The 21,394-nt window shown below is 65.7% G+C and carries 26 protein-coding genes; 8 read left to right on the top strand and 18 right to left on the bottom strand.

The window, feature by feature from the left end; genetic code table 11:
• Positions 1-57: 57 nt before the first annotated feature.
• The 3 genes from HNP51_RS18520 (at position 58) to HNP51_RS06880 (ending at position 798) form a co-directional block, all read left to right on the top strand.
• Positions 58-354 (top strand): hypothetical protein, encoded by a 297-nt coding sequence (locus tag HNP51_RS18520; protein ID WP_260398367.1) that lies wholly within the window; start codon positions 58-60, stop codon positions 352-354.
• A 44-nt stretch (positions 355-398) separates the two neighbouring features.
• Positions 399-542, top strand: coding sequence for a hypothetical protein (locus tag HNP51_RS18515; protein WP_260398366.1), 144 nt, complete (start codon positions 399-401; stop codon positions 540-542).
• 67 nt (positions 543-609) lie between these two features.
• Positions 610-798, top strand: a complete 189-nt coding sequence (locus HNP51_RS06880; protein WP_184268439.1) for a hypothetical protein — start codon at positions 610-612, stop codon at positions 796-798.
• Positions 799-1,184: 386 nt separating this feature from the next.
• Here HNP51_RS06880 and HNP51_RS06875 read toward each other — a convergent pair whose 3' ends face one another.
• Complete coding sequence (locus HNP51_RS06875; RefSeq protein ID WP_184268437.1) at positions 1,185-2,456, bottom strand: NAD(P)/FAD-dependent oxidoreductase; 1,272 nt, start codon at positions 2,454-2,456, stop codon at positions 1,185-1,187.
• Between the two features lie 178 nt (positions 2,457-2,634).
• Between HNP51_RS06875 and HNP51_RS06870 the strand changes: the two genes are divergently transcribed.
• A complete protein-coding gene (locus HNP51_RS06870; protein WP_184268435.1) occupies positions 2,635-3,138 on the top strand; it encodes a hypothetical protein in 504 nt (167 codons plus the stop codon).
• Here the strand turns inward: HNP51_RS06870 and HNP51_RS06865 are convergent.
• On the bottom strand, positions 3,135-3,764 hold the full coding sequence (locus HNP51_RS06865; protein ID WP_311769910.1) for a Crp/Fnr family transcriptional regulator: 630 nt from the start codon (positions 3,762-3,764) through the stop codon (positions 3,135-3,137). The two genes, HNP51_RS06870 and HNP51_RS06865, sit on opposite strands and share 4 nt — an antisense overlap.
• Before the next feature lie 592 nt (positions 3,765-4,356).
• Here HNP51_RS06865 and HNP51_RS06860 point away from each other — a divergent pair.
• Both HNP51_RS06860 and HNP51_RS06855 read left to right on the top strand, forming a co-directional pair.
• Positions 4,357-4,764 carry a Crp/Fnr family transcriptional regulator gene (locus HNP51_RS06860; protein ID WP_184268433.1) on the top strand — a complete coding sequence of 136 codons (408 nt, stop codon included), beginning with the start codon at positions 4,357-4,359 and terminating at the stop codon, positions 4,762-4,764.
• Between the two features lie 61 nt (positions 4,765-4,825).
• Positions 4,826-5,134: a helix-turn-helix domain-containing protein gene (locus tag HNP51_RS06855; RefSeq protein ID WP_184268431.1), complete on the top strand. Its 309-nt coding sequence runs from the start codon at positions 4,826-4,828 to the stop codon at positions 5,132-5,134.
• Positions 5,135-5,475: 341 nt separating this feature from the next.
• On the opposite strand, the gene HNP51_RS06850 is transcribed toward HNP51_RS06855, so the two are convergent.
• The 5 genes from HNP51_RS06850 to HNP51_RS06830 all read right to left on the bottom strand — a co-directional run bounded on the left by HNP51_RS06850 (position 5,476) and on the right by HNP51_RS06830 (position 9,087).
• Positions 5,476-6,120 (bottom strand): hypothetical protein, encoded by a 645-nt coding sequence (locus HNP51_RS06850; protein WP_184268429.1) that lies wholly within the window; start codon positions 6,118-6,120, stop codon positions 5,476-5,478.
• 36 nt (positions 6,121-6,156) lie between these two features.
• Positions 6,157-6,504 (bottom strand): hypothetical protein, encoded by a 348-nt coding sequence (locus HNP51_RS06845; RefSeq protein WP_184268427.1) that lies wholly within the window; start codon positions 6,502-6,504, stop codon positions 6,157-6,159.
• A gap of 191 nt (positions 6,505-6,695) precedes the next feature.
• Complete coding sequence (locus HNP51_RS06840) at positions 6,696-6,890, bottom strand: hypothetical protein (protein WP_184268425.1); 195 nt, start codon at positions 6,888-6,890, stop codon at positions 6,696-6,698.
• A 582-nt stretch (positions 6,891-7,472) separates the two neighbouring features.
• Positions 7,473-7,736: a DksA/TraR family C4-type zinc finger protein gene (locus tag HNP51_RS06835; protein ID WP_184268423.1), complete on the bottom strand. Its 264-nt coding sequence runs from the start codon at positions 7,734-7,736 to the stop codon at positions 7,473-7,475.
• Positions 7,737-7,785: 49 nt separating this feature from the next.
• Positions 7,786-9,087: a site-specific integrase gene (locus HNP51_RS06830; protein WP_184268421.1), complete on the bottom strand. Its 1,302-nt coding sequence runs from the start codon at positions 9,085-9,087 to the stop codon at positions 7,786-7,788.
• 558 nt (positions 9,088-9,645) lie between these two features.
• On the opposite strand from HNP51_RS06830, the gene HNP51_RS06825 reads away from it, so the two are divergent.
• Both HNP51_RS06825 and HNP51_RS06820 read left to right on the top strand, forming a co-directional pair.
• Positions 9,646-10,173, top strand: coding sequence for a hypothetical protein (locus tag HNP51_RS06825; RefSeq protein ID WP_184268419.1), 528 nt, complete (start codon positions 9,646-9,648; stop codon positions 10,171-10,173).
• A 13-nt stretch (positions 10,174-10,186) separates the two neighbouring features.
• On the top strand, positions 10,187-10,849 hold the full coding sequence (locus HNP51_RS06820) for a hypothetical protein (RefSeq protein ID WP_184268417.1): 663 nt from the start codon (positions 10,187-10,189) through the stop codon (positions 10,847-10,849).
• Between the two features lie 444 nt (positions 10,850-11,293).
• Here HNP51_RS06820 and gcvA read toward each other — a convergent pair whose 3' ends face one another.
• From gcvA to eno, 11 genes are all read right to left on the bottom strand, one after another.
• Positions 11,294-12,244 (bottom strand): transcriptional regulator GcvA, encoded by a 951-nt coding sequence (gcvA, locus tag HNP51_RS06815; protein WP_184268415.1) that lies wholly within the window; start codon positions 12,242-12,244, stop codon positions 11,294-11,296.
• Positions 12,241-13,245: a cysteine synthase A gene (locus tag HNP51_RS06810; RefSeq protein ID WP_184268413.1), complete on the bottom strand. Its 1,005-nt coding sequence runs from the start codon at positions 13,243-13,245 to the stop codon at positions 12,241-12,243. The genes gcvA and HNP51_RS06810 overlap by 4 nt, the downstream gene beginning before the upstream one ends.
• Positions 13,246-13,312: 67 nt before the next feature.
• Positions 13,313-14,719 carry a dihydrolipoyl dehydrogenase gene (gene lpdA, locus HNP51_RS06805; protein WP_184268412.1) on the bottom strand — a complete coding sequence of 469 codons (1,407 nt, stop codon included), beginning with the start codon at positions 14,717-14,719 and terminating at the stop codon, positions 13,313-13,315.
• Between the two features lie 2 nt (positions 14,720-14,721).
• Positions 14,722-15,201 (bottom strand): glutathione peroxidase, encoded by a 480-nt coding sequence (locus HNP51_RS06800; RefSeq protein ID WP_184268410.1) that lies wholly within the window; start codon positions 15,199-15,201, stop codon positions 14,722-14,724.
• A gap of 15 nt (positions 15,202-15,216) precedes the next feature.
• A complete protein-coding gene (locus tag HNP51_RS06795) occupies positions 15,217-16,515 on the bottom strand; it encodes a pyruvate dehydrogenase complex dihydrolipoamide acetyltransferase (RefSeq protein ID WP_184268408.1) in 1,299 nt (432 codons plus the stop codon).
• Complete coding sequence (locus tag HNP51_RS06790) at positions 16,512-16,820, bottom strand: DUF5076 domain-containing protein (protein WP_184268406.1); 309 nt, start codon at positions 16,818-16,820, stop codon at positions 16,512-16,514. The genes HNP51_RS06795 and HNP51_RS06790 overlap by 4 nt, the downstream gene beginning before the upstream one ends.
• Positions 16,817-17,134 (bottom strand): DUF5076 domain-containing protein, encoded by a 318-nt coding sequence (locus HNP51_RS06785; RefSeq protein ID WP_184268404.1) that lies wholly within the window; start codon positions 17,132-17,134, stop codon positions 16,817-16,819. The genes HNP51_RS06790 and HNP51_RS06785 overlap by 4 nt, the downstream gene beginning before the upstream one ends.
• A complete protein-coding gene (locus HNP51_RS06780; RefSeq protein ID WP_184268402.1) occupies positions 17,131-18,471 on the bottom strand; it encodes a pyruvate dehydrogenase complex E1 component subunit beta in 1,341 nt (446 codons plus the stop codon). Before HNP51_RS06780 ends, HNP51_RS06785 begins: the two co-directional genes overlap by 4 nt.
• 3 nt (positions 18,472-18,474) lie before the next feature.
• Positions 18,475-19,506, bottom strand: coding sequence for a pyruvate dehydrogenase (acetyl-transferring) E1 component subunit alpha (gene pdhA / locus HNP51_RS06775; RefSeq protein WP_184268400.1), 1,032 nt, complete (start codon positions 19,504-19,506; stop codon positions 18,475-18,477).
• A 114-nt stretch (positions 19,507-19,620) separates the two neighbouring features.
• Positions 19,621-19,941, bottom strand: a complete 321-nt coding sequence (locus HNP51_RS06770; protein WP_114816617.1) for a septum formation initiator family protein — start codon at positions 19,939-19,941, stop codon at positions 19,621-19,623.
• A 149-nt stretch (positions 19,942-20,090) separates the two neighbouring features.
• A complete protein-coding gene (gene eno / locus HNP51_RS06765) occupies positions 20,091-21,368 on the bottom strand; it encodes a phosphopyruvate hydratase (RefSeq protein WP_184268398.1) in 1,278 nt (425 codons plus the stop codon).
• Positions 21,369-21,394: the final 26 nt, after the last annotated feature.

Here is a 21,394-nt window from a genome sequence, read left to right as displayed (position 1 = left end):
TCGCCGTAGCCCCCGGCCCAGTGGAGGACAGGCCGGGAAAAGAGCCTGCCCGGCGACGTGATCGTGGCCTCGGGATCGGTGGACGCCGATCTCCAGGTCTGGGCCCTGACCGAGATCGTCACGGTGGACGCCACCGCCTTCTGGACCACGCTTTCCGAACCCGGGACCCAGGCCTCTCCCCTGAGAGAGGCCTGGCGGCGTTGCCGGACGGCCGAACGCCTGCGCATGGCGCGCCAGGTCATACGTCTTGGACACCTCAACGCCTACGAACGTACGGCCCACCTGCTCCTCGAACTGCACGAGCGACAGGTCCGGCTCGGGTCCGCGCGCGGCGGCGCTCTCCACCTTCCCTGACCCAGAACGTCCTCGCCGACATTCTCGGCCTCAGCGCGGTCCACATGAACCGCACCCTCCAGCAGCTTCGACGAAACGTTTTCGTCGACTACAGGACAGGACGCACCGTGCTGCAGGATCTCCCCGGCCTCGTCCAGGCGGCCAACCTCAGCGCCGTCTGCGGGCCGCTCATTCCCGCGGCCTTCTGAGGCCCGGCGCGACCGGAACCGGCCGGTCCCTCGACGGTTGACCTCAGGCCCTGCAAGCGAGGACGCCATGGACCGCCGCCCTGACAAACCGCCCCGACCGAACCCCGAGGACAATACCGACCCCACGGTGACAGCGCCGGCCCGTACGGACGGACGCTCCGACGGTCTCGAGGAAAAGAAGCCCATCCAGATCTTTCGCGCCGGCCAGAACGCGGGCGGCGACACCCGCTCCACGGCGGCCTCGACCCGGACCTAGAGCGCAATTGCGGCGGAGCTGTCGCCTGAGCGCCCTAACTCCAGAACAGGACAAGCTCCCAAAAGGCGCCTTGGAGGGGCCAGCCTGAATCCGGCTCGCCGGTCCGGAGCCCACGCGCGGTCGCTCGCGATGGGCCCCCGTCGTCCTAGCCCATGGTGTTTGGCGCCCCGTGCACAGGGTCAGGATGGCTTCATGTCGAGAGCGAGGATCCACACCGATAAAACCAGACGGCCTTCTTGGCCGTCTGCTGGGTTTCATCTTCGGCCGGACGCCCCTGATGCGTCGCTTCGGAATGATCCGAAGCCGGACTTCATCCCGGCGACGGTCGCCCACCCGGCGTGTGTGACCGCTTAGGCCCACTGATCTGACCGGGGTATGCCCCTTCGTCAGTGCAGCTTCAACCGCCCCGAAACCCGGCGGTGGATCAACCGGCTCAGGGCGAGCAGCACGGTTCTTCGCAGGCCGACGACGACGCGGTGGTGCTCCAGGTGAAGGGCCATATAGGCCCATCGGGCGACAAGCCCCTCAATCAGGAAGTCGGGTCCGGCCAGTCCCCCCATGAGTGAGCCCAGTCCATGACCCGGGCCGAGGGAGATGAGGGACCCCCTGTCGCGGTAATGATAGGGTTCGGGATCCCCGGGTCGCGTCAGGACCCTGGCCAGATAGGCGGCCTCCTGGGATGCCGCCTGGGCCCTGGCCGGCACCGGGCGTCCGTCGGGGCCGGGGGCTTCGGCGCAATCGCCCATGGCGTAGACACCGGGGGCGGAGGCGCGGAGCCGGTCGTCCACGACGAACTGGTTGAGGCGGCCCGTCGCCAGGCCGAAGGTCCTGTTGATCTCGCCCGCCTTAACCCCTGCGGCCCATACGATCAGATCGGCTGGAATCTCGCCGACGCTGGTTTCCAGGCTGTCGGCCCGCACCCGCGTTACGCGCGCGCCTACCGCGAGCCTGACGCCGCGCGCCTTCAGCGCGCGGGCTGCCTTGGCAGCGACCGCCTCGGGCAGGCCGCCGAGGATGCGGGGCGCTGCCTCCGCGACCGTGACCTCCAGCGTGAAGCGCTCGGTCGGGTCGAGCGCCGCCGACAGGACAGCGTGTCCTTCCAGAAGCTCCGTGGCGAGTTCGACCCCGGTCGCGCCGGCCCCGACGATGGCGATCCTGAGCAGTCGGCGACTGTCATAGGCGGATGACAGGAAGAGCGCGGCGAGCCGCCGGTGAAAGGCCTCCGCGTCCGCGACGTCCTCGAGCAGACAGGCGTGTTCAGCCGCGCCGGGCGTGTCGAACAGATGGCTTCCGGCGCCCGTCGCCAGGACCAGACGCTCATAGTTCAGCACGCGCGCGCCGATAAGGAGAGCGCCCTCGACGTCCCGGGTTTCAGCCAGACGAAGACGGCGCGCGACGGGGTCGAGGCCTTCGACCTCGCCCAGCATGAACCTGAAATGATTGCGGCGCGCGAGCATCAGATAGTCGAGGCCTTCCTGCCTAGAGTCCAGCGAGCCCGCCGCGACTTCATGAAGAGAAGGCTTCCACAGATGGAAGATCGCCCGGTCTATCAGGACCACCTTACGAGGTCCTTCGTGAGGGCCCAGCCGCCGGCCGAGAAGAGCGGCGAGCTCAAGCCCGCCTGCGCCGCCCCCCACGATCACGATCTGGTTCTGCATCCTGAAACAATCCCTGCCTCCGGCAGGGGTTGCGAAAAGACCGGCCCCCGCCTCCCGGTCCGGATTCACAGGTTTCGCCCATCCACTGCAAGTGACCAAAAGCGAACTCTGGGCGCCGGGGCGCAGACGATCGGGATTTAATCCCCGTCCGTGCTCTAGAAAGAAGGAGGTTTTGAACATGCTCGCCGAGCTCCGCTATCTCGACAGTCGTTTCAAGGACCATCTCGAGTCAGAGACAGGCGCGGACCGCCCTGCCGAACTCTGCAGGCTGTTCGCCATGGCCTCCATCATCCGCGAGGAACTGCTTTACCCCCGCTATGTCGATGTCGACCGCGCGGCCGTGGACGATCTGATCGCGATCATGGACCTGATGCGGGTCATCGCAGGCGAGGTGGAGACGGCGACGCCGTCCGAGATCCTGGCCACGCGCGCCTGGATCCGGCGATGGCGGCGGCTATGGCGGGACCACGCCGCTCTCGAAGAGGGTTTGAACGGCCTGCTCGAACGGCTAGACGCCCTGCCCCGCGACAAATATTGCGAGACAGACCTGAAAGAACGGCTGGTCGGGCTAGAGAGCCTCCCGGACGTGCCGGTTCCAGAGCCGGTCGCTCTATGGAAGTTCCGCAGCCATCGGCGCCCCTCGGGTCTTGTCCTCGACGGCTTCGAGCTGGACCGATCCTAGACCGGGGCCCTTGTCAGCCTCAGATAGGTGGGATCGAAGTCCGCCTGCCTTACAAGAGCGTCCCAGTCGCAGATCTCAATGGCGCGTCCTGTCCATTTCACCAGTTCCGCGCCCCGCAGTTGGGCGATGGAGCGATTGACGTGGACGTCCGACAGCCCGAGGACGTCTGCGAGCACGGCCTGACTGAGAGGAAGCTCCATCCTGCCGCTTCCTGCGCGATGGACGGTCTCCAGGCGGAGATAGAGTTCGCAAAGGAGATGGGCGAGCCGCGCCACGGCGGTCCGGCGCCCCAGGCCAGCGATCCATTGCCGGTGCACGGCGGCGTCGATCAGCGTGTCCATCCAGAGCAGCCGGGTCAGATGGGGTTCGCTCTCTGTCAGACGGCGCAGGCCGTCATGAGGCGACTGCGCGACCGTGCAGGTGGTGAGCGCCACCACCCCATGATCCATGGGGTTCATCATCAGACTGTGCAGATCGACAAAGTCGCCGGGCACATTCAGTTCCGTGATCTGCCTTGCGCCGTTCATCAGCACGACATACCGGGCGGCGAAGCCGTCGAGGATCAGGGTGCTGAACCCGGGCGATGAATGCTGCCGGACGATGTCTCTCCCCGCCGAAATGACCACTGGAGGCTGAAGAAGCTCTCCCAGAACCTCCTTCTCCCGGCCGGAGAGTTCATCACGACGCGACAGCTTCTGGATCAGGGGGCTGATCAGGACGGTCTCCTCGCCATAGGGTGCGTCGTGATAATCCCCCGGCGCCGGACGCGTTCCGTCGCTGGCGCGACTGTAGAGACATCACAATCTCGGGCTGGTTCCGCCGCCCGTCGTCGCCACGCCCCCTAGCGTCCGACGAGACGTTGAATCGCAGCTCCCCGTCCTCGAAAACCTTGGCTTTCTGGAAGGTCCGGCTCGCGCCCAGGCGACGTTCCACCAAGGCGATCGCTGACCGGGCCTCATCCGCGACGACGGCCTCGGTTCTCAGCACGCCTGTCCACGTGCGCTGTAGCAGACGGTGTAAAGGGTCATGTCGCCTCCTGTTCCAGAAGCTCAATTCAGCGTCTTGCCCCTCGTTCCCTGTGCACTGAGCCGGACATTGGCGGAAAACACGACGCCCGCTGCAAACGCCTTTCCAGTCTCCTCCCGCTTTTCCTAACCCATGTAAGTGCGGCTCGCGCCCGGTGCGTCACTCTGTGCTCAGGAGTCCGACATGCAAACTATGATCAGCCTCACCAATACAGGTTGCGGTCTTCATCGTCCGCACCTGGACCTGGTCGACCATCCTGTCTTCCAGGCGCTCCCGCGCAGCATCCAGTCGATCGCCCAGCCTCACAGCAGACTGATGACGATCCCTTCCGGCGAGCCCCTCGTGGAAACCGGCTTTCTCTCCTTTGTTCTCGCAGGCGTTCTGGGCCTCTTCCCCCACGGCGACCGCATCTGCGCCGCGACCGTCGTCGCCGGGTCGGTTCACGGTTGGGACCACGCCCTTGAGCCCGACGCCGACCGGCCAACGGCCAAGGCCCTGATCGACACCACATTTTGCCAAGTGCCGCCGCTTGCCTCGTCGATGGTCTCGGCCGCGAACGGCTCAACCGCCTTGTCGCCCGGCAGTCTTCCAGACGATTGAGCGGTCTGGTCGCCGAAGCGGCCTGCAACGCCTCCCACCTCGTTCAGGAGCGGCTGGCGAAGTGGCTGGTCCGGCTGCATTGCGGGGCCAATGGCGCCCCCTCCGCCTGACCCAGGCTGATTTCGGCGCCATGCTCGGCGTGCAAAGGACCAGCGTCAACGCCGCCGCGAGGCGTCTTCAGGCCCTGGGTCTGGTCCGGTTTGGACGTGGCGAGGTCCAGATTCTCGACCTGGCCGGTCTGCGCGCCGTGTCCTGCGGCTGCGGCGACAGCAGGACGCCCTCTGGGACCATGGTCGTCGCCCCGCAACGCCCTGCTGAACCTGCAAGCTGGGTCTCCAACGATGCTGATCAACGCGATACAGCCGCCTGATCAGGGATGACCGGAGCGACCGATGCTGAGCGGCCTGCCGCCTCCTTCAACAGGCCGCCCCGTCCTCCTCGAAGAAGATCCTGGCCCGCCAGGACGACGCCGGCCGCGACGAGCAAGCCAGCGCAGAGGCCGACAACCGCTAGCCTCCAGCCGCGCCGTCTGCGACCTGAACGGCCCCTGTCGGGAAAAGAAATGACGACGCCCATGTCTCCAGCCCTTGTCTGGACCGGGAACGCCGTAAGACGCCCGATGGGCGGAAATGTCGTCTGGGCGACACCGCCATCCGAATAAAAGAGGGCGCCGCTCCGGTCAGGAGAGACGCCCCGGGGTTTTGACCGGCGTCAGCGGTAGCGCGCGCGTTCGGCCCTGATCTGTTCCGGACTATAGGGTTCGCCACGCGGGTCGAACTCGGTCCAGCCCGCCTGACGATAGACGCCGCCTCGCGTGACAGCATCCAGGCCCCGGCGATTATCCAGGATGGTCTCGACCCGCGCGCGCTCCGCGTCCGTAGTCCTGACGCTCACGAGCGTGCCGCCGCGTCGAACGCCCTCTGCATAGACATGGGCGTCTTCATCGCCATGTCCCGCTTCCTTGAGCGCGCCGAGAAGACCGCCGGTCGCGCCCCCGGCCGTCGCGCCCACGGCGGCGCCCACGACTGTCGACGCCAGCCAACCGGCCGCAACGACTGGCCCCAGGCCCGGGATCGCCAGCATACCGAGGCCCGCCAGGACGCCGGCCCCGGCGCCCAGGGCGCCGCCTGCAGCCGCGCCCTTGCCCGCCCCTTCGCCGACGTCGTTGACGCCGTCGCCGTTCCTGTCGCCCAGGGCGGCGCCGGTACGGTCCTTGTGTTGATGGCCGTCATGCCACTCTTCCGCATTGTTGGAGACAATGCTGATGGCCGAATGATCAAAGCCTGCGGCCTCGAGTTCAGAAACGGCGGCCAAGGCCTCGGTATGGTGGTCGAACAGGCGGGTGACGGCGGGCATGAGAGCTCCTTTGAAAAATCAGATGTCGTTAAAGGGTCAGCGACCCGGTGCGGCGGCGCTCACGTCGCCCTTGTAGTCGACCGAGACCACGGCCTCGGCGCCGTCCTTGGTGGCGGGCGCGCTCCACAAACCCTGGGCGTCCTGGCTTAAAGGGCCCGAAATCACATAGCCCTGCTTCTCGATCGCCGAACGCGCCTGAGCCTCCGTGAAGGAGTTGGCTCCCGGTGTGAGCGTATCGCCGCCGCCTGTGTCGACGGCTGGATTGCGCGGTGCTTCAGACCCTGAAACCACGGGACCTTCGACCTGTCCGCGATCGGAAGAATTGTCTCCGCATGCGGTCAGCATCAGCGCCGTCACGGCGAGAGCGGGAATTATCAGCTTCATTCGAGCGCCTTTCGTTGTGAGCGATTTCAAGCGGTCACCCCCTGAAGGGTTGCCGGTCGAAATTTCAACACCTCCGGCGGAACCCAGAAATTCGCTCGCAAACCGGCCCAAATCAGCGATTAAGTCCGCCTTTCGAGGTTATGTCGGGTTTTGAACATTTCGCCGGAAACGCCGTGATCCGGAAACGGCGATCAGCCGAGCGGCTTCTGGTAGATGTCGCCGCCAGAAGGGCGATCGATAATACGCGCGATCTCCTGGAGCACGGTGCGTTCCCCGATCGCGGTTCCGGAGGATCTGGCCGCCTGTAGAAGAGCGTCGATTTCACCCAGTTTTCCCGGAAGCGCCGGGAGTTCCACAGTTCTGAAGGCTTGGTCGTGCATGCTCATGTCTCTGCTCCTGATGACTTTCGTAGCAACGCCGGGCCATCCGTCCCGCTCCACGCCGCACCGAAAAGCCCGCCAGCGCGCGCCTCTCTCCTGAAACCGCGTGATATGTCCGGAACACGACCGAGGGAGCGGCGCCCCAGACGCGACGTTGTCCGGATGCAGATTCTTCATGGGGAGAAGATCGGCAGACGGCCGGCTCCGCGATTGCCCCCCTTTGGCGTACCGGCCGTCTTCTTTTTCGCCTCTCCAGCGTAGGCTTTAATGAGCCGAAGCGCCCACCCGACATATTTCCCGACCTTTGTTCCGGACAATAACCTGAAGCGAAAAGGCGCCGCCTTCTCGAACAGGCTTCTCTCGCAACATTTCCGAAAGGAAGAGGATGGCCTCCCGCCACGCCTCGGCGTCCGTAGACGCCGCGCCCTCGAGGGCCATCTCGGGATCCATCCCGCTTACGATGAAATCATAGGTCGCCATGGAGCCTACTACGTTCAGGAGGCTAAGCGGGTGGCAAGTGGCCGATACCGGACACAGGGTTGGGCAGAGGGTATGCAGCACACAAGGTGTGGACCCCTCCCCCAAGCCCTAGCGCAACTGGCTGTCCTTGCTCCCGCGCCGGTTGATGCCGCCGGTCACAATCCGGGCATCCCTACCGGTCTGGCAGGACACACAGGTCACCGCGCCAGGCATGGCGCGGCGACGCGCTGCAGGAATGGGGTCTCCACACTCAAGACAGGTTTCTCGGCCTGGCCCGGTGGGCATCCGGGCGCGTGCGGTGAGGACGCCGTCGATGACAGTGTCATGAATCTGGTCGAGCACCGCGCCGTCTCGGGTCCAGCCTCCAGCCATGATGGGTGCCTCCTCTCGTAATCGAGGATGCGATATGGGGAAGCGACGTCTATTCCCAGCTTGGCTGACCCGCTTGATCGCGCTGTCCGGAGGGTTTCAGATTGGCGACATGGCTGGCCCAGGTCTGAAGGGCCGCCCGCTTCTCCGCCATGTAGCTATAACGGTCGTAGACGCCCGTGACGGTCGCGCCGTCCCGTACTGTATGGCCCAGCAGGTGACCGACGATGAAACGCCCTACCCCGTACCTGCCGGTCAGGGTCGTGGCTCCGGAGCGGCGCACGTCGTGAGGTGAACCCGCAGGCAGGTTGCGACGCGTGCAGGTGCGGACAACGGCCCGCGTCAAAGCGCGGGAGTCCACGGGACCCGTCCGGTTGCGCGGCGCCGGGAAGACCCAGGGGCTCTTCGGATACAGCGCTCGCGCGCGCCGCAGGATGGCCAGGGCTTCGTTTGGAAGGGGCACTACCTGAACATGTCGCGCCTTTGATCGATGCGAAGGAATCGTCCACACGGCGCTGTCCATGTCGATCTCGCTCCAGAGCACCTCGGCGGCTTCAGACCGTCGGGTCAGGGTCGTCATCAGGAACTGGATAGCCAGCCCGGTGGGGGCGTCGAGGCGGGCATGTTTGCCGGCCGTCTTTTCGCCTGGCGTCCGGGGGAGCGACGCCAACGAAGCCTCATTCCATAGAATCCGCAGCGCCTCGTCATCGAACATCCGTTCGCGGGGCATGAGCGCAAGGGGCCTGGTCAGTCCGTAGGCCGGATTGGCTTCTAGGCGGTCCTCGTAAACCGCAAAGCCCAGCACGCCCAGAAGGACGCCCCCGACTGAGGCCAGACTGGCGGGGGCAAGGCCGCTGTTCGCCGCCATGTCCCGCATGAAGATACGGATATCCGTGCGCCTGATGGCTGCAAATCTCATATCGCCGAGAGCCGGCTTTATGTAGCGACGGAACAGCGAACGTTCGGACTCTATGGTTCTCGCCTGCTTCGGACGTCGACGTCCGCCGTGCAGCCCCTTGCTCGCCGCCCTCCAGTAGGCCTCAGCCAGGTCTTCGAGCGTCTCTCCCGTCCTTGCTTCCTCCCGACGCGCACTGCGTTCGGCGACAGGATCTGTCCCGCCCAAGACAGCGACCCGGGCAGCAGCAGACAGACGACGAGCCTCCGCTAGGGTGACGTCCGGATAGGCGCCCAGCACATGACGACGGCGTTTGCCGTTCTCGGCGGTATAGCGAAGCTCGAAACCTTTTGCGCCCGTCGGCCAGACGCGAATATAGAGGCCTCGACTGTCCGCGACAGCCACTTCGTATCTCGCTTCGCGCGACCTGAGGGCGGCGATCTGACGATCGGTACGCACGGGATCCTGAGGCATCTTTTCCCCCAAATCACTTCTGACCCCCTCATAGTACATCAAGGGGGGCGCCAGGGGGGCGCCCAAAACGAAACTGCCTGAAATGGCCTGAAACCAAGATGGAACAATAAACCACATAAAAACAGTAATTTATAACAAGATTTGAAACGGTTTGAAAAAGCCTGAAACCGCTTGAATACAATTCACACCGAGTGGGTCACAGGTTCAATCCCTGTCGCGTCCACCATCCTTTTCAAAGACATACCGTTTTTGCGGGCTTCTGCGCTCTAGAATTCCTCCAAATTCGTCAGCGCTCTCGCGGGAAACCCGGTCAGCTTGCCAGTGCGCGCTATTGGCTTGGGGGCGTGGGCCCTTGCTGAAATCCATCACCACCACCTTGATGGCGTCGCGGCGAGGAGGTCTCACTCGGCTAAACCGTTTCACGAAAACAGAGCCTTGCCGCAAATTTCTATAAGTCCGAGAAGGCTGCGGAACCTTTGCCGCTCCTCCCGCGATACGGAGGATGCGGCAGATGCATCGCCTGCGGATCAGAGAGCGCGGATTATGAACTACGTCACCATTCTGGCGGCCGCCACAGTCGGCCTGGCCGCTTGCAGCCCGTCTCCATCCGAGCCAGCGCCCGCAGACGCGCCCTCCCCGACCGCTGCGCCGGCGGCGGCCGCGCCCCCGCCGAGCCAGGCCGCCGTCCTGCCCGCGGTCGACATGACCGCCGCCAAGGCGCGCGTGACGCCGGAGACGACCGTCGAAGCCGTGACCCTGTCCGGCGACGGCGAGACGACGGTAACGGGCGAAGTTCGCGGTTATGAGGCGCCGGCCTATGTCATCCCCGTGGCGGCGGGCCAGACCCTGAAGGTGACGTTCAAGCCCGGCAACACCAACCTCTACATGAATGTCTTCGACGTGGCGGATCAGGGTGTCGCCGCCCATCGGGGCGATGTCGATGGCGAAGAGGCTGTGATCGAGGCCAAGGCGGACGGGACCTATATGATCCAGCCCTATCAGGTCCGCGCCACGGCGCGCCGGGGCGAAACCGGTTCCTACTCCATCGTCATCAGCCGCACGTCCCGCTGAGAAGAGCGCCGCCATGACGCCTGCTAAATCCGCCTCCCTGCTGCTCGGTTCGGTGGCGGCCGTGAGCCTGGTCGCCTGCAGCCAGCCGGAACAGAGCAAGGCCACGGCGCCGATCTCGACGGCGGCGCCAACATCTACGCCCTTCGCCTGGCCCGCCGCGCTTCGCATCGTGGGTGACGGCTATCCGGCTGCGGGCGCTCCGTGCCGGCGCGTCGGCGAAACCGCCGCCACTGTCGAGTATCTGGACGACAGCGCCGACCTGGTGGGCTGCCCGGCCTCAGATCAAGCCGCCATTGCCGCACTCGGCGGGACATCGGTCGGCCAGGTGGACGGCGTCGCCCTGATCTCCGTCCCCCGCCGTGCGCGCCAGGTGACGGAGGCGGCCGACGCCCGCGTGCAAGGCACAGCGTTCAACGCCGTAGCCTCGATCGGGTGTCGTGGTCCCGGCCTGCCGCCCTCAGGCCAGTGTCAGGCCGGCGTCGTGCGCCGCGCCGACCGCAGCGCGGACGTCACCCTGCTGTTGGAAAACAGCAAGGGACGGACCCTCAGCTTCGACGCGGAGGGCCAGGCGCGGAACCCCGGCGCGCGCTCGGCCATGACCGGCGAGGACACCGTGACGGTGACAATCGGCCAGGAACGCTACGCCGTGCCGACCGCCTTCCTCTGGGGCGGCTGAGGTGTTCAGCCATAAGGCTTGAAACGGCGCCGCATCCGATTTCCGCCAGAACGAGATCGGCCCATGCCGTGCCTAAGGGTCATCCTGGAGAAGGCACCGGCCTCGTTCACCCTGACCAACGCCGCGATTACTGCCGGTCTTTCGCGAGCCGGCCTCGTCCAGGGCTAGCTGCAAGGCCGGATAAGCCGGCGCCCGCGCTGCCGCTTCAGGATTTCCGTGACTGCAAATCCGGACTGTTCACGCAAATGTTGTCGAGAGGCGGCTGACGGTCGTCAACAGGCACTTCAGGCATGTGCCCCCCGCCGCGTTTATACCCCATCGGCTATCGGTCACGATCCGAGGGCTGGGACCTGACGATTTTGGACGACGGTCTAGGCGCTCTCGGGCAAGGGGCGCCGGATTCAGAGGCGTATCCTGCCCGCGGCGCGCTCCCCGCAGGACAGACTAAAGATCGTCGATCGGATGTTCTGCTGTTCGCGTCTCGTCTTTCAGCCAGCGGACAAAGGCCCTCGCTGGCTCGGATACGCCGCTGCGGCGCGTCAGCACATGATAGGCCAGCGCCGTCGTCAGGGCGCCGTCGGCAAATGGCGCGACCAGACGACCGGAGGCGAGATCGTCGGCCACAAAGGCGTACGGGGCCAAGGCCACGCCCTGGCCATGGGCCGCCGCCTCGATCGCCAATGCCGTCTGATCGAAACGCGGACCGGCGGAGGCGTCGATCTGGGCCAACTTGCGCGACGCCAACCAGGCGGGCCAGTCGGGGCGCGGCTCCTCCAGCTCACTGGGACGCAGATGGATCAGGGTGTGATGCACCAGGTCTGCCGGGCGTTTGAGCGGATGCACACCCGCCAGTAAGGCCGGGCTGCAAACGGGGGTCACGTCGGCGTTCAGCAGTCGCTCGGACCGCACGCCGGCATAGTCGCCGCGTCCATAACGCACAGCCACGTCCACGCGCCCGCCGCCGACGTCGGCCAGGCGCATGTCCGCCGACATCCAGACCTCGACCTCGGGGTGGGCCGCGGAAAATCGGGCGATACGCGGGGCCAGCCACTTGGCGGCAAAAGACGGCGGCACGCTGATCGCCAAGGCGTGGCGGCGGTTGGGGCGATAGAGCATATCCCCTGCCCGTTTCAGATAGTCGAAGCCGTCGTGCAGCAGGGGATAGAGTTCCGCTCCCAGTTCGGTCAGGGCGATCTGCCGCCCCTCGCGGTGGAACAGGGGCGCCCCTGCGTGCTGTTCCAGAATGCGGATTTGCTGGCTGATGGCACCGGGCGTGACCGACAGTTCTTCGGCGGCACGAGTGATGTTCAGGCGCCGCGCGGCGGCCTCGAACGCCTTCAAGGCATTTAGCGGCGGGATGCGGCTCTCGACGGCGACGTCCTTCTTGCGGCTCATCGGTTCAGCCACTCCGGCGTCGGCAGGCCGCGCGCGGTCAGGAAGGCGGGATCGTAAACCTTGCTGGCGTAGCGCTGCCCGGCGTCGCACAGGACGGTGACGATAGTCTTGCCCGGCCCCAGGTCGCGCGCCATGCGGATGGCCCCGGCGATGTTGACGCCGCTGGACGGCCCCAGCGACAAGCCTTCATGCTGCACCAGGTCGAACAGGATGGGCAAAAACTCCTCGTCCTCGATCCGGTAGGGATGATCAACCGCGAGCCCGTCCAGATTGCCGGTGATGCGATTGACCCCGATGCCCTCGGTGATCGAGGAGCCTTCGCCCTTCAGGACGCCCTCGGTAAACCAACTGTAGAGGGCCGCGCCCGGCACGTCGGCCAGACCAATGGCGATCTCGGGCTTCTGTTCACGCAGATAGGCGGCGCAACCGGCCAGCGTCCCGCCGGAACCGACGGCGCAGATGAAGCCGTCGATCTCGCCGTCCGTCTGTTTCCAGATTTCCGGCGCGGTGCCTTCGTAGTGGGCTTCGCGATTGGCCAGGTTGTCGAACTGGTCGGCGTAGAAGGCGCCGTTCGGCTCGCTCTCGTTCAGTTCCTCGGCCAGACGGCGGGAATAGGCGACGAAGTGGTTGGGGCTGGCGAAGGGGGCCGGATCGACCTCGATCAGACGGGCGCCGTGCAGGCGGACCGCCCGCTTCTTCTCGTCCGTCTGGCTGCGCGGCATGACGATGACGACCGGGTGGCCCAGCGCCGCGCCGACCAGGGCCAGACCGATGCCGGTATTGCCCGCCGTGCCCTCGACGATGACGCCGCCGGGCTTCAGCGCGCCGGACGCCCGCGCCTTACGAATAATGCTGAGCGCCGCGCGGTCCTTGATCGAACCGCCGACGTTCATGAACTCGGCCTTGCCGAGGATTTCGCAGCCCGTCAGCTCTGAGGCGCGCTTGAGTCGCACCAGAGGCGTATTGCCGATCAGGCCGAGAACATCAGGCGCGACGATCATGGAACTTCCGAACCGTAGACAAGAGGGTGATCCTCTTAGCCACAGTTCAGATTTTCTAACAACTCGATCAGATGTGGATCACGCGTCCGTAGGCGTCCAGAGCCGCCTCATGCATGGCTTCAGACATGGTCGGGTGCGGATAGACGATGCCGTGGATGTCTTCTTCCGTCGCTTCCATGGTGATGGCGGTGACGTAGCCCTGGATCATCTCCGTGACTTCGTGGCCGATCATGTGAGCCCCGATCAGGGCGCCGGTCTGGGCGTCGAAGATGACCTTGACGAAGCCGTCGATCTCGCCGGCGGCCACGGCCTTGCCGTTCACACGGAACGGGAAGCGGCCGATCTTGACCTCGCGCTTCTCGGCGCGTGCGCCCTGCTCGGTGATGCCGACCGAGGCGACCTGAGGCTGGGCGTAGGTGCAGCCGGCGATGGGCGAATGGACGTTCGGCGTCTTGTAGGCCGCGATGTGCTCGGCGGCGTGGATGCCTTCGTGGCTGGCCTTGTGCGCCAGCCAGGGCGCGCCGGCGCAGTCGCCGATGGCGTAGAGGCCTTTGACGTTGGTCTGGCAGTGGCTGTCGGTCTTGATGTGGCCGCGGTCCAGCTCGACGCCCAGCGCCTCCAGGCCGATGCCGTCGGTGTTGGCGGTGATGCCGACGGCCGAGATGCAGACCTCGGCCTCCAGCGTCTCGGCATTGCCGTTCACTTCAACAGCGACCTTCACGCCCTTGGAATCCTTGGAGACTTTGGTGACCTTGGCGCCGACCTTGAACTTGATGCCGCGCTTCTCGAACGACTTCTGGGCGGCCTTGGACACCTCTTCGTCCTCGACCGGCATGATGCGGTCGACGGCTTCGACGACCGTCACCTCGGCGCCGAGGGCGCGATAGAAGCTGGCGAACTCGATGCCGATGGCGCCCGAGCCGATGACGACGAAGGTCTTGGGCAGTTTCTTGGGGGCAAGGGCGTCGCGATAGGCCCAGATTTTGTCGCCGTCCGCTTCCAGACCGATCTGCGGCAGGGCGCGGGCGCGGGCGCCGACGGCCAGCATGACGGTCTTGGCTTCGATGGCGCGCGTGCCGCCGGCCTTCAGAGCGACGACGACCTTGGGCGCCGCAGCGCCTTTCTCGAGCGTGGCCGAGCCTTCGATCACCTCGATCTTGTTCTTCTTCATCAGGTAGGCGACGCCCTTGTTCATCGTCGCCGCGACCCCGCGCGAGCGCTGGATGATGGCGTCGAAGTCAAAGGAGGCGCCCGAGGCGGACAGGCCGTATTCCTTGAGGTGCGACAGGCTCTCGAACTTTTCGCCCGACTTCAGCAGGGCCTTGGTCGGGATGCAGCCCCAGTTCAGGCAGATGCCGCCCAGGTTCTCGCGCTCGACGATGGCGACCTTCAGGCCCAGTTGGCTGGCGCGGATCGCCGCGACGTAACCGCCGGGGCCCGAACCGATGACGACGAGATCGAATTCAGCAGCCATGGTCAGATCAACTTCTCGATGTCGGCCTTGATGGCCTCAGGTTCAGTCTGGGGCGAATAGCGCGCGACGACGCGGCCTTCGCGGTCGGTCAGGAACTTGGTGAAGTTCCACTTGATGGTCTGGGAGCCCAGGAAGCCGCGCTTCTGCTGGGTCAGCCAGGCATAGAGCGGGTGCCGGTTCGGCCCATTCACGTCCACCTTGTCGAACAGGGGGAAGCTGACGTCGAAGCTGGTGGCGCAGAAGGCGGCGATTTCCGCCGCCCTGCCCGGCTCCTGCGCGCCGAACTGGTTGCAGGGAAAGCCCAGCACCTGGAACGGCGCGTCGGCGAAGTCGCGGTGCAGCTTCTCCAGGCCGTCATACTGACCGGTGAAGCCGCACTTGGACGCCGTATTGACGATCAGCAGCGCCTGACCGCGAAAGCGGTCCAGCGCCACGTCCGTGCCGTCGATGGCGCGGGCGGAGAAGTCATAAACCGAGGTCATGACTTCACCCTCCCCTTAGGCCAGCATCGCCACGGGATCTTCGATCAGCGGCTTGAACGCCTGCAGGAAGCGAGCGCCCGTTGCGCCGTCGACCACGCGGTGATCGCAGGTCAGGGTCACGGTCATGACGGTGGCCACGGCCAGTTGCCCGTCCTTGACGACCGGACGTTGCTCGCCGGCGCCGACGCTCATGATGCAGCCCTGCGGCTCGTTGATGATCGAGGTGAATTGCTTGATGCCGAACATGCCCAGGTTGGACACCGAGAAGGTGCCGCCCTGGAACTCTTCGGGCTTCAGCTTGCGTTCGCGGGCGCGCTTGGCCAGGTCCTTGGACTCGGTCGCGATCTGCGCCAGGCCCTTGGTCTCGGCCTTCTTGATGATCGGCGTGATCAGGCCGCCGTCGATCGCCACAGCCATCGAGACGTCGGCGTTGTGGTGCATGGCGATGCCTTCTGGGGTGTAAGAGGCGTTCGCCTCCGGCACCTGCTTCAGCGCCAGGGCTGCGGCCTTGATGACGAAGTCATTGACCGAGACCTTGATGCCTTGCGGCTCCAGCATCTTGTTCACCTTCGCGCGGACGGCCATCAGCTGGTCGATCTCGACGTCGATGAAGAGCGGGAAGTGCGGGACGTTCTGGATGCTGTCGACCATGCGACGCGCGACGGCCTTCTTCATCCCGTCCAGCGGGATCAGGTCGTAGCTGCCGTCCGGGATGCCCATCTGGGCCAGCGACTGAGCCTGACGCGGGGCGATGCCCGTGGGCGCAGCGGCGGTCGTGGTGGAGGCCGCCGGTTGAGCGGCGCCCTTTCCAGCGGCTTGGGTCGCGCCCTCGACGTCGCGCTTGACGATGCGGCCGTGGGGGCCGGTGCCCTTGATCGACTTCAGATCGACGCCGTTCTGGGCGGCGATGCGACGGGCCAGGGGCGAAGAGAAGATGCGCTCTCCGCTGTCCGACTTCGGCGCAGCGGGGGCAGGAGCGGCAGGCGCTGCAGCCTTGGGCGCTTCAGCCTTGGCCGGTGCGGCTTCGGCCTTCGGGGCTTCAGCCTTGGCGGCGGGCGCAGCGGCAGCGGCGCCGCCCTCGTCCTTCAGGCGAGCGATCGGGGTGTTGACCTTCACGCCTTCCGTGCCTTCGGCGACCAGGATGTCGGTGACTTCGCCCTCGTCGACGGCTTCGACTTCCATCGTCGCCTTGTCGGTTTCGATCTCGGCGATGACGTCGCCGGCGGAGACGACGTCCCCCACCTTGACGTGCCACTTGGCCAGGACGCCCTCTTCCATCGTCGGAGACAGGGCCGGCATCAGGATGTCGGTCATTGAGCGGACTCCGTGTTCGCAGCCTGGGCCTTGGCGTGGGCCGCATCCCAGCTGTCGCAGATAGCCTTGAACGCCACAGCTTGATCAAAGCCGTGATGCTCGGCGTAGGCGTGGGAATAGTGCCAGGCCAGTTCAGCCAGCACGACGCCGATGTTGCCCGGCTCAGCCAGGGCCGGGCGGATGTTCATGATCGGGCCGGCGCCGTTCCACCAGACGCGGGCCAGTTCGATGATCTGGTCCTCGGGGGCGTTCAGACCCTCGGGAATCGGCAGCGAGCGTTGTTCGAGCGCAGCGGCGTCCATCATGCGTTCCCCTTCGGCGCATCGACAGGCTCGGCGACGGTCTGAACGTTGTCCGCCTTCACGACCTCGGAAAGGCCCTGAAGGATGCGGTTGTAGGCTTCGCGTTCGTTGTGGCCGTGACGCAGGGCGTAGCCGTGCGCCATGTGACGCGCGGCATAGGCCAGCAGTTCGCCGAACTTGATAGGGTCGTTGAAGGCAGGCTTCACCGACATGACCGGCTCGTCCTTCGACCACCACATCCGCAGGATTTCGATGGCCTGGGGATCAGCGGCGACGCTTTCGGGCGTCGTCAATTGGAACTCGGACGGCTCGCTCACGCCATCACCTTCTTCACAGCAGCGATGATCTTGTCCACGCCCGGCAGCGACAGCACTTCCAGGTTGGCGGCGTAGGGCAGCGGCACGTCTTCCTGGTGCACGCGCAGCGGCGGCGCATCCAGATAGTCGAAGGCGTGTTCGATCACGCGGGCCACGACCTCAGCGCCAACGCCCATCGGACCCCAGCCTTCTTCGGCCGAGACCAGACGGCTGGTCTTCTTGACGCTTTCGACGATGGTTTCGTGGTCCAGCGGACGCAGGGTGCGCAGGTCGATGACCTCGGCCTCGATGCCTTCCTCGGCCAGCTTCTCAGCGGCCTGGAGGGCGAAGCCGACCATGCGGGCGTGAGCCGTGATGGTGACGTCCTTGCCTTCGCGACGGACCTTGGCCTTGCCGATCGGCAGGACGTAGTCGTCGCCTTCCGGCACGTCGAACTCGGTGCCGTAGAGCATTTCGTGTTCGAGGAAGACGACCGGGTTCGGATCGCGGATGGCGGCTTTCAGCAGGCCCTTCGCATCGGCAGCATCGTAGGGCGCGATGACCTTCAGGCCCGGGATCTGGGCGTACCAGGCCGAATAGTCCTGGCTGTGCTGGGCGCCGACGCGGCTGGCCGCGCCGTTGGGACCACGGAAGACGATGTCGGCGCGAATCTGACCGCCCGACATATAGAGCGTCTTGGCCGCCGAGTTGATGATGTGGTCGATCGCCTGCATGGCGAAGTTGAACGTCATGAACTCGACGATCGGCTTCAGGCCCGCCATGGCGGCGCCGACGCCGAGACCGGCGAAGCCGTGCTCGGTGATCGGGGTGTCGATGACGCGGCGCTCGCCGAACTCCTGCAGCAGGTCGCGGCTGACCTTGTAGGCGCCCTGATACTGGGCGACTTCCTCGCCGATCAGGAAGACGCGGTCGTCACGACGCATTTCCTCGGCCATGGCGTCGCGCAGGGCGTCGCGCACGGTCGTCTTGACCAGCTTGGCGTCAGCCGGGATTTCCGGATCGCGCAGTTCAACCTTGGGCGCAGCCGGAGCGGCAGCAGCGGCCGGAGCAGCCTCGGCCTTGGGGGCTTCAGCCTTGGGCGCGGGCGCAGGGGCGCTGTCTTCGCCGGCCAGACGGGCGATCGGCGTGTTGACCTTCACGTTCTCGGAACCCTCGGCGACGAGGATTTCCAGCACTTCGCCTTCATCGACGGCTTCGACTTCCATCGTCGCCTTGTCGGTTTCGATCTCGGCGATCACCTGGCCGGCCGACACGGTGTCGCCTGCCTTGATGTGCCACTTGGTCAGCGTGCCCTCTTCCATCGTGGGGGACAGCGCCGGCATCAGAATGTCGGTCACGGATCAGGCCTCCACGTAGACGTCAGTATAGAGCTCGGACGGATCCGGCTCAGGGCTTTCCTGTGCGAACTGCACGGCTTCGGCGACGATGGCTTTCACCTCGTTGTCGATGGCCTTCAGCTCTTCCTCGGTCGCCTTGGCGGCGGCGAGCAGCATTTTCAGGTGGTCGATCGGGTCGCGGGTCTTCTTGACCTCGTCGACCTCTTCCTTGGTGCGGTACTTGGCCGGGTCCGACATGGAGTGGCCGCGATAGCGGTAGGTCTTCACCTCAAGGATGTAGGGGCCGCCGCCTTCACGGGCGCGCTTCACGGCGCGGGCCGTGGCGTCGCGGACCGCCAGCACGTCCATGCCGTCGACCTGCTCGCCCGGAATGCCGAAGCTGGCGCCGCGCATGTAGAGCTCGGTCGTGGACGACGAGCGTTCAATGCTCGTGCCCATGGCGTACTGGTTGTTCTCGATGATGTAGATGGCCGGCAGCTTCCACAGCTGGGCCATGTTGAAGCTCTCGTAGACCTGACCCTGGTTCGAGGCGCCGTCGCCGAAGTAGACGAAGGAGACGCTGTCGTCGCCACGGTACTTGCCGGCGAAGGCCAGGCCGGTGCCCAGCGCCACCTGGGCGCCGACGATGCCGTGACCGCCGTAGAAGCCGGTCGCGGTGTCGAACATGTGCATCGAACCGCCCTTGCCCTTAGACGAGCCGCCGATACGGCCGGTCAGCTCGGCCATGACGGCGTTGGGGTCCATGCCCGCGGCCAGCATGTGGCCGTGGTCGCGGTAGCCGGTGATGATCTTGTCGTGGCCCTGCTTGACGCTCTCCTGAACGCCCACCGCCACGGCCTCCTGGCCGATGTAGAGGTGGCAGAAGCCGCCGATCAGGCCCATGCCGTAAAGCTGGCCCGCGCGCTCCTCGAAGCGGCGGATGAGGACCATTTCGCGGTAGAAGCGCAGCAGGTCTTCTTTCGAAGCCTGGGGCGTGTTCGGAATCTTGGTGTCGTCCGCGCTGGACGAGGATTTATGAGCGGCGGCTTTCGCCATCCGGCATCTCCCGGCTGCGCCCCCAGTTTCAGGGACTCTTATCGTTACGGAAAGGGGCTTTAGCAGCCTTCGTTCCCGAAACGCAAAGCGCGCCGGCCTAGCTGTAACAATAGTTCAGGAGGTCTGGATCGCGTCAGGATTGTGCGCGACCGGGGCGCTCAGGCGAACCACGTAGTCGCGCGGATCGGCAAAGCCGAGCACCGCCCTCGCCCGTTCTTCCAGGAGATCCTTGGACAGGCTCTCGGTCCGCAGGTAGCGCACGCGCACTTCCAGGTCGCGGCGTTGCTCCGTCAGGTGGGCCAGTTGAGCCTCGCGCTTGGCGAGAAGCGCGTCACGCTCGCCGCCGCTCAACAGGCCGCGCTGCCCCGTCAGGGCCTGGACCCCCAGATAAAGGATCAGGAACAGCAGGAAGGCGGACGGAAGGTAGGGCTTCATCTGCTCGGGCACGACGGACGCTCCTTCTGAGCGTGAACACAGTTTCCCGATCCTGACCGAAAATGCCTAACGAACCGTAGCTTGGCCGTAATTGCGAACGCCGCCTCCGAGGTTCGGAGACGGCGCTGCGCACATCTTTGTGAGGCGGTTTATTTCAGCAGCATGCCGTCGCCGAAATAGGCGGCCTGGTCGCCCAGCATCTCTTCGATGCGCAGCAGTTGGTTGTACTTGGCCGTCCGATCCGAACGAGCCAGCGAGCCGGTCTTGATCTGTCCGCAGTTGGTGGCGACCGCCAGGTCGGCGATGGTCGAGTCCTCGGTTTCGCCCGAACGGTGGCTCATCACGGAGGTGTAACCGGCGCGGTGCGCCATATCGACGGCGTCCAGGGTCTCGGACAGGGTGCCGATCTGGTTGACCTTGATCAGGATGGAGTTGGCCAGGCCTTCGCCGATCCCGGCGGCCAGACGACGCGGGTTGGTCACGAACAAGTCATCGCCGACCAGCTGAACGCGGTCGCCCAGACGGTCCGTCAGGAGCTTCCAGCCGTCGAAGTCATCCTCGGCGCAGCCGTCCTCGATCGAGACGATGGGGAAGCGCTCAACCAGGTCGGCCAGGTAACCGACCATGCCGTCGGCGTCGAAGGCCTTGCCCTCGCCCGTCAGGTTGTACTTGCCGTTCTTGAAGAACTCGGTCGAGGCGACGTCGAGGCCCAGGTGGAAGTCCTCGCCCGCCAGATAGCCGGCGGCCTGACCCGCCTTGGTGATGAAGGCCAGGGCTTCTTCGGCCGAGGCCAGGTTCGGGGCGAAGCCGCCCTCGTCGCCGACGTTGGTGTTGTGGCCGGCATCCTTCAGCGCCTTCTTCAGGGCGTGGAAGATTTCAGCGCCCATTCGCAGGGCGTCCGAGAAGCTGTCGGCGCCGGTCGGCAGGATCATGAACTCCTGAATGTCGATCGGATTGTCGGCGTGGGCGCCGCCGTTGATGATGTTCATCATCGGGGTCGGTAGGATGCGGGCCGAGACGCCGCCGATGTAGCGGTGCAGCGGCAGGTTGGAACTGATGGCGCTGGCCTTGGCCGCAGCCAGCGACACGCCGAGGATGGCGTTGGCGCCGAGACGGGCCTTGTTCTCGGTGCCGTCCAGCTCGATCAGGGCTTCGTCCAGACGGCGCTGGTCCTCGGCGTCCATGCCGCTGAGGGCGTCGAAGATCTCGCCGTTGACGGCGTCGACCGCCTTCTGGACGCCCTTGCCGCCCCACATGTCCATGTCGCCGTCGCGCAGTTCGACGGCTTCGTGCGCGCCGGTCGAGGCGCCCGACGGCACGGCGGCGCGTCCGAAGCTGCCGTCTTCCAGGGTCACATCGACTTCGACCGTCGGATTGCCCCGGCTGTCGATGATCTGGCGGGCGACGATGTCGGCGATGTCGGTCATGGGAAGGCGCTCTGTCAGGAGAAGAA

The organism is Brevundimonas bullata, from assembly GCF_014207965.1.
GTDB classification, from domain to species: domain Bacteria; phylum Pseudomonadota; class Alphaproteobacteria; order Caulobacterales; family Caulobacteraceae; genus Brevundimonas; species Brevundimonas bullata_A.
The sequence above is the reverse complement of the archived record's forward strand: the minus strand, read 5'-3'. Positions and strand labels throughout refer to the sequence as shown.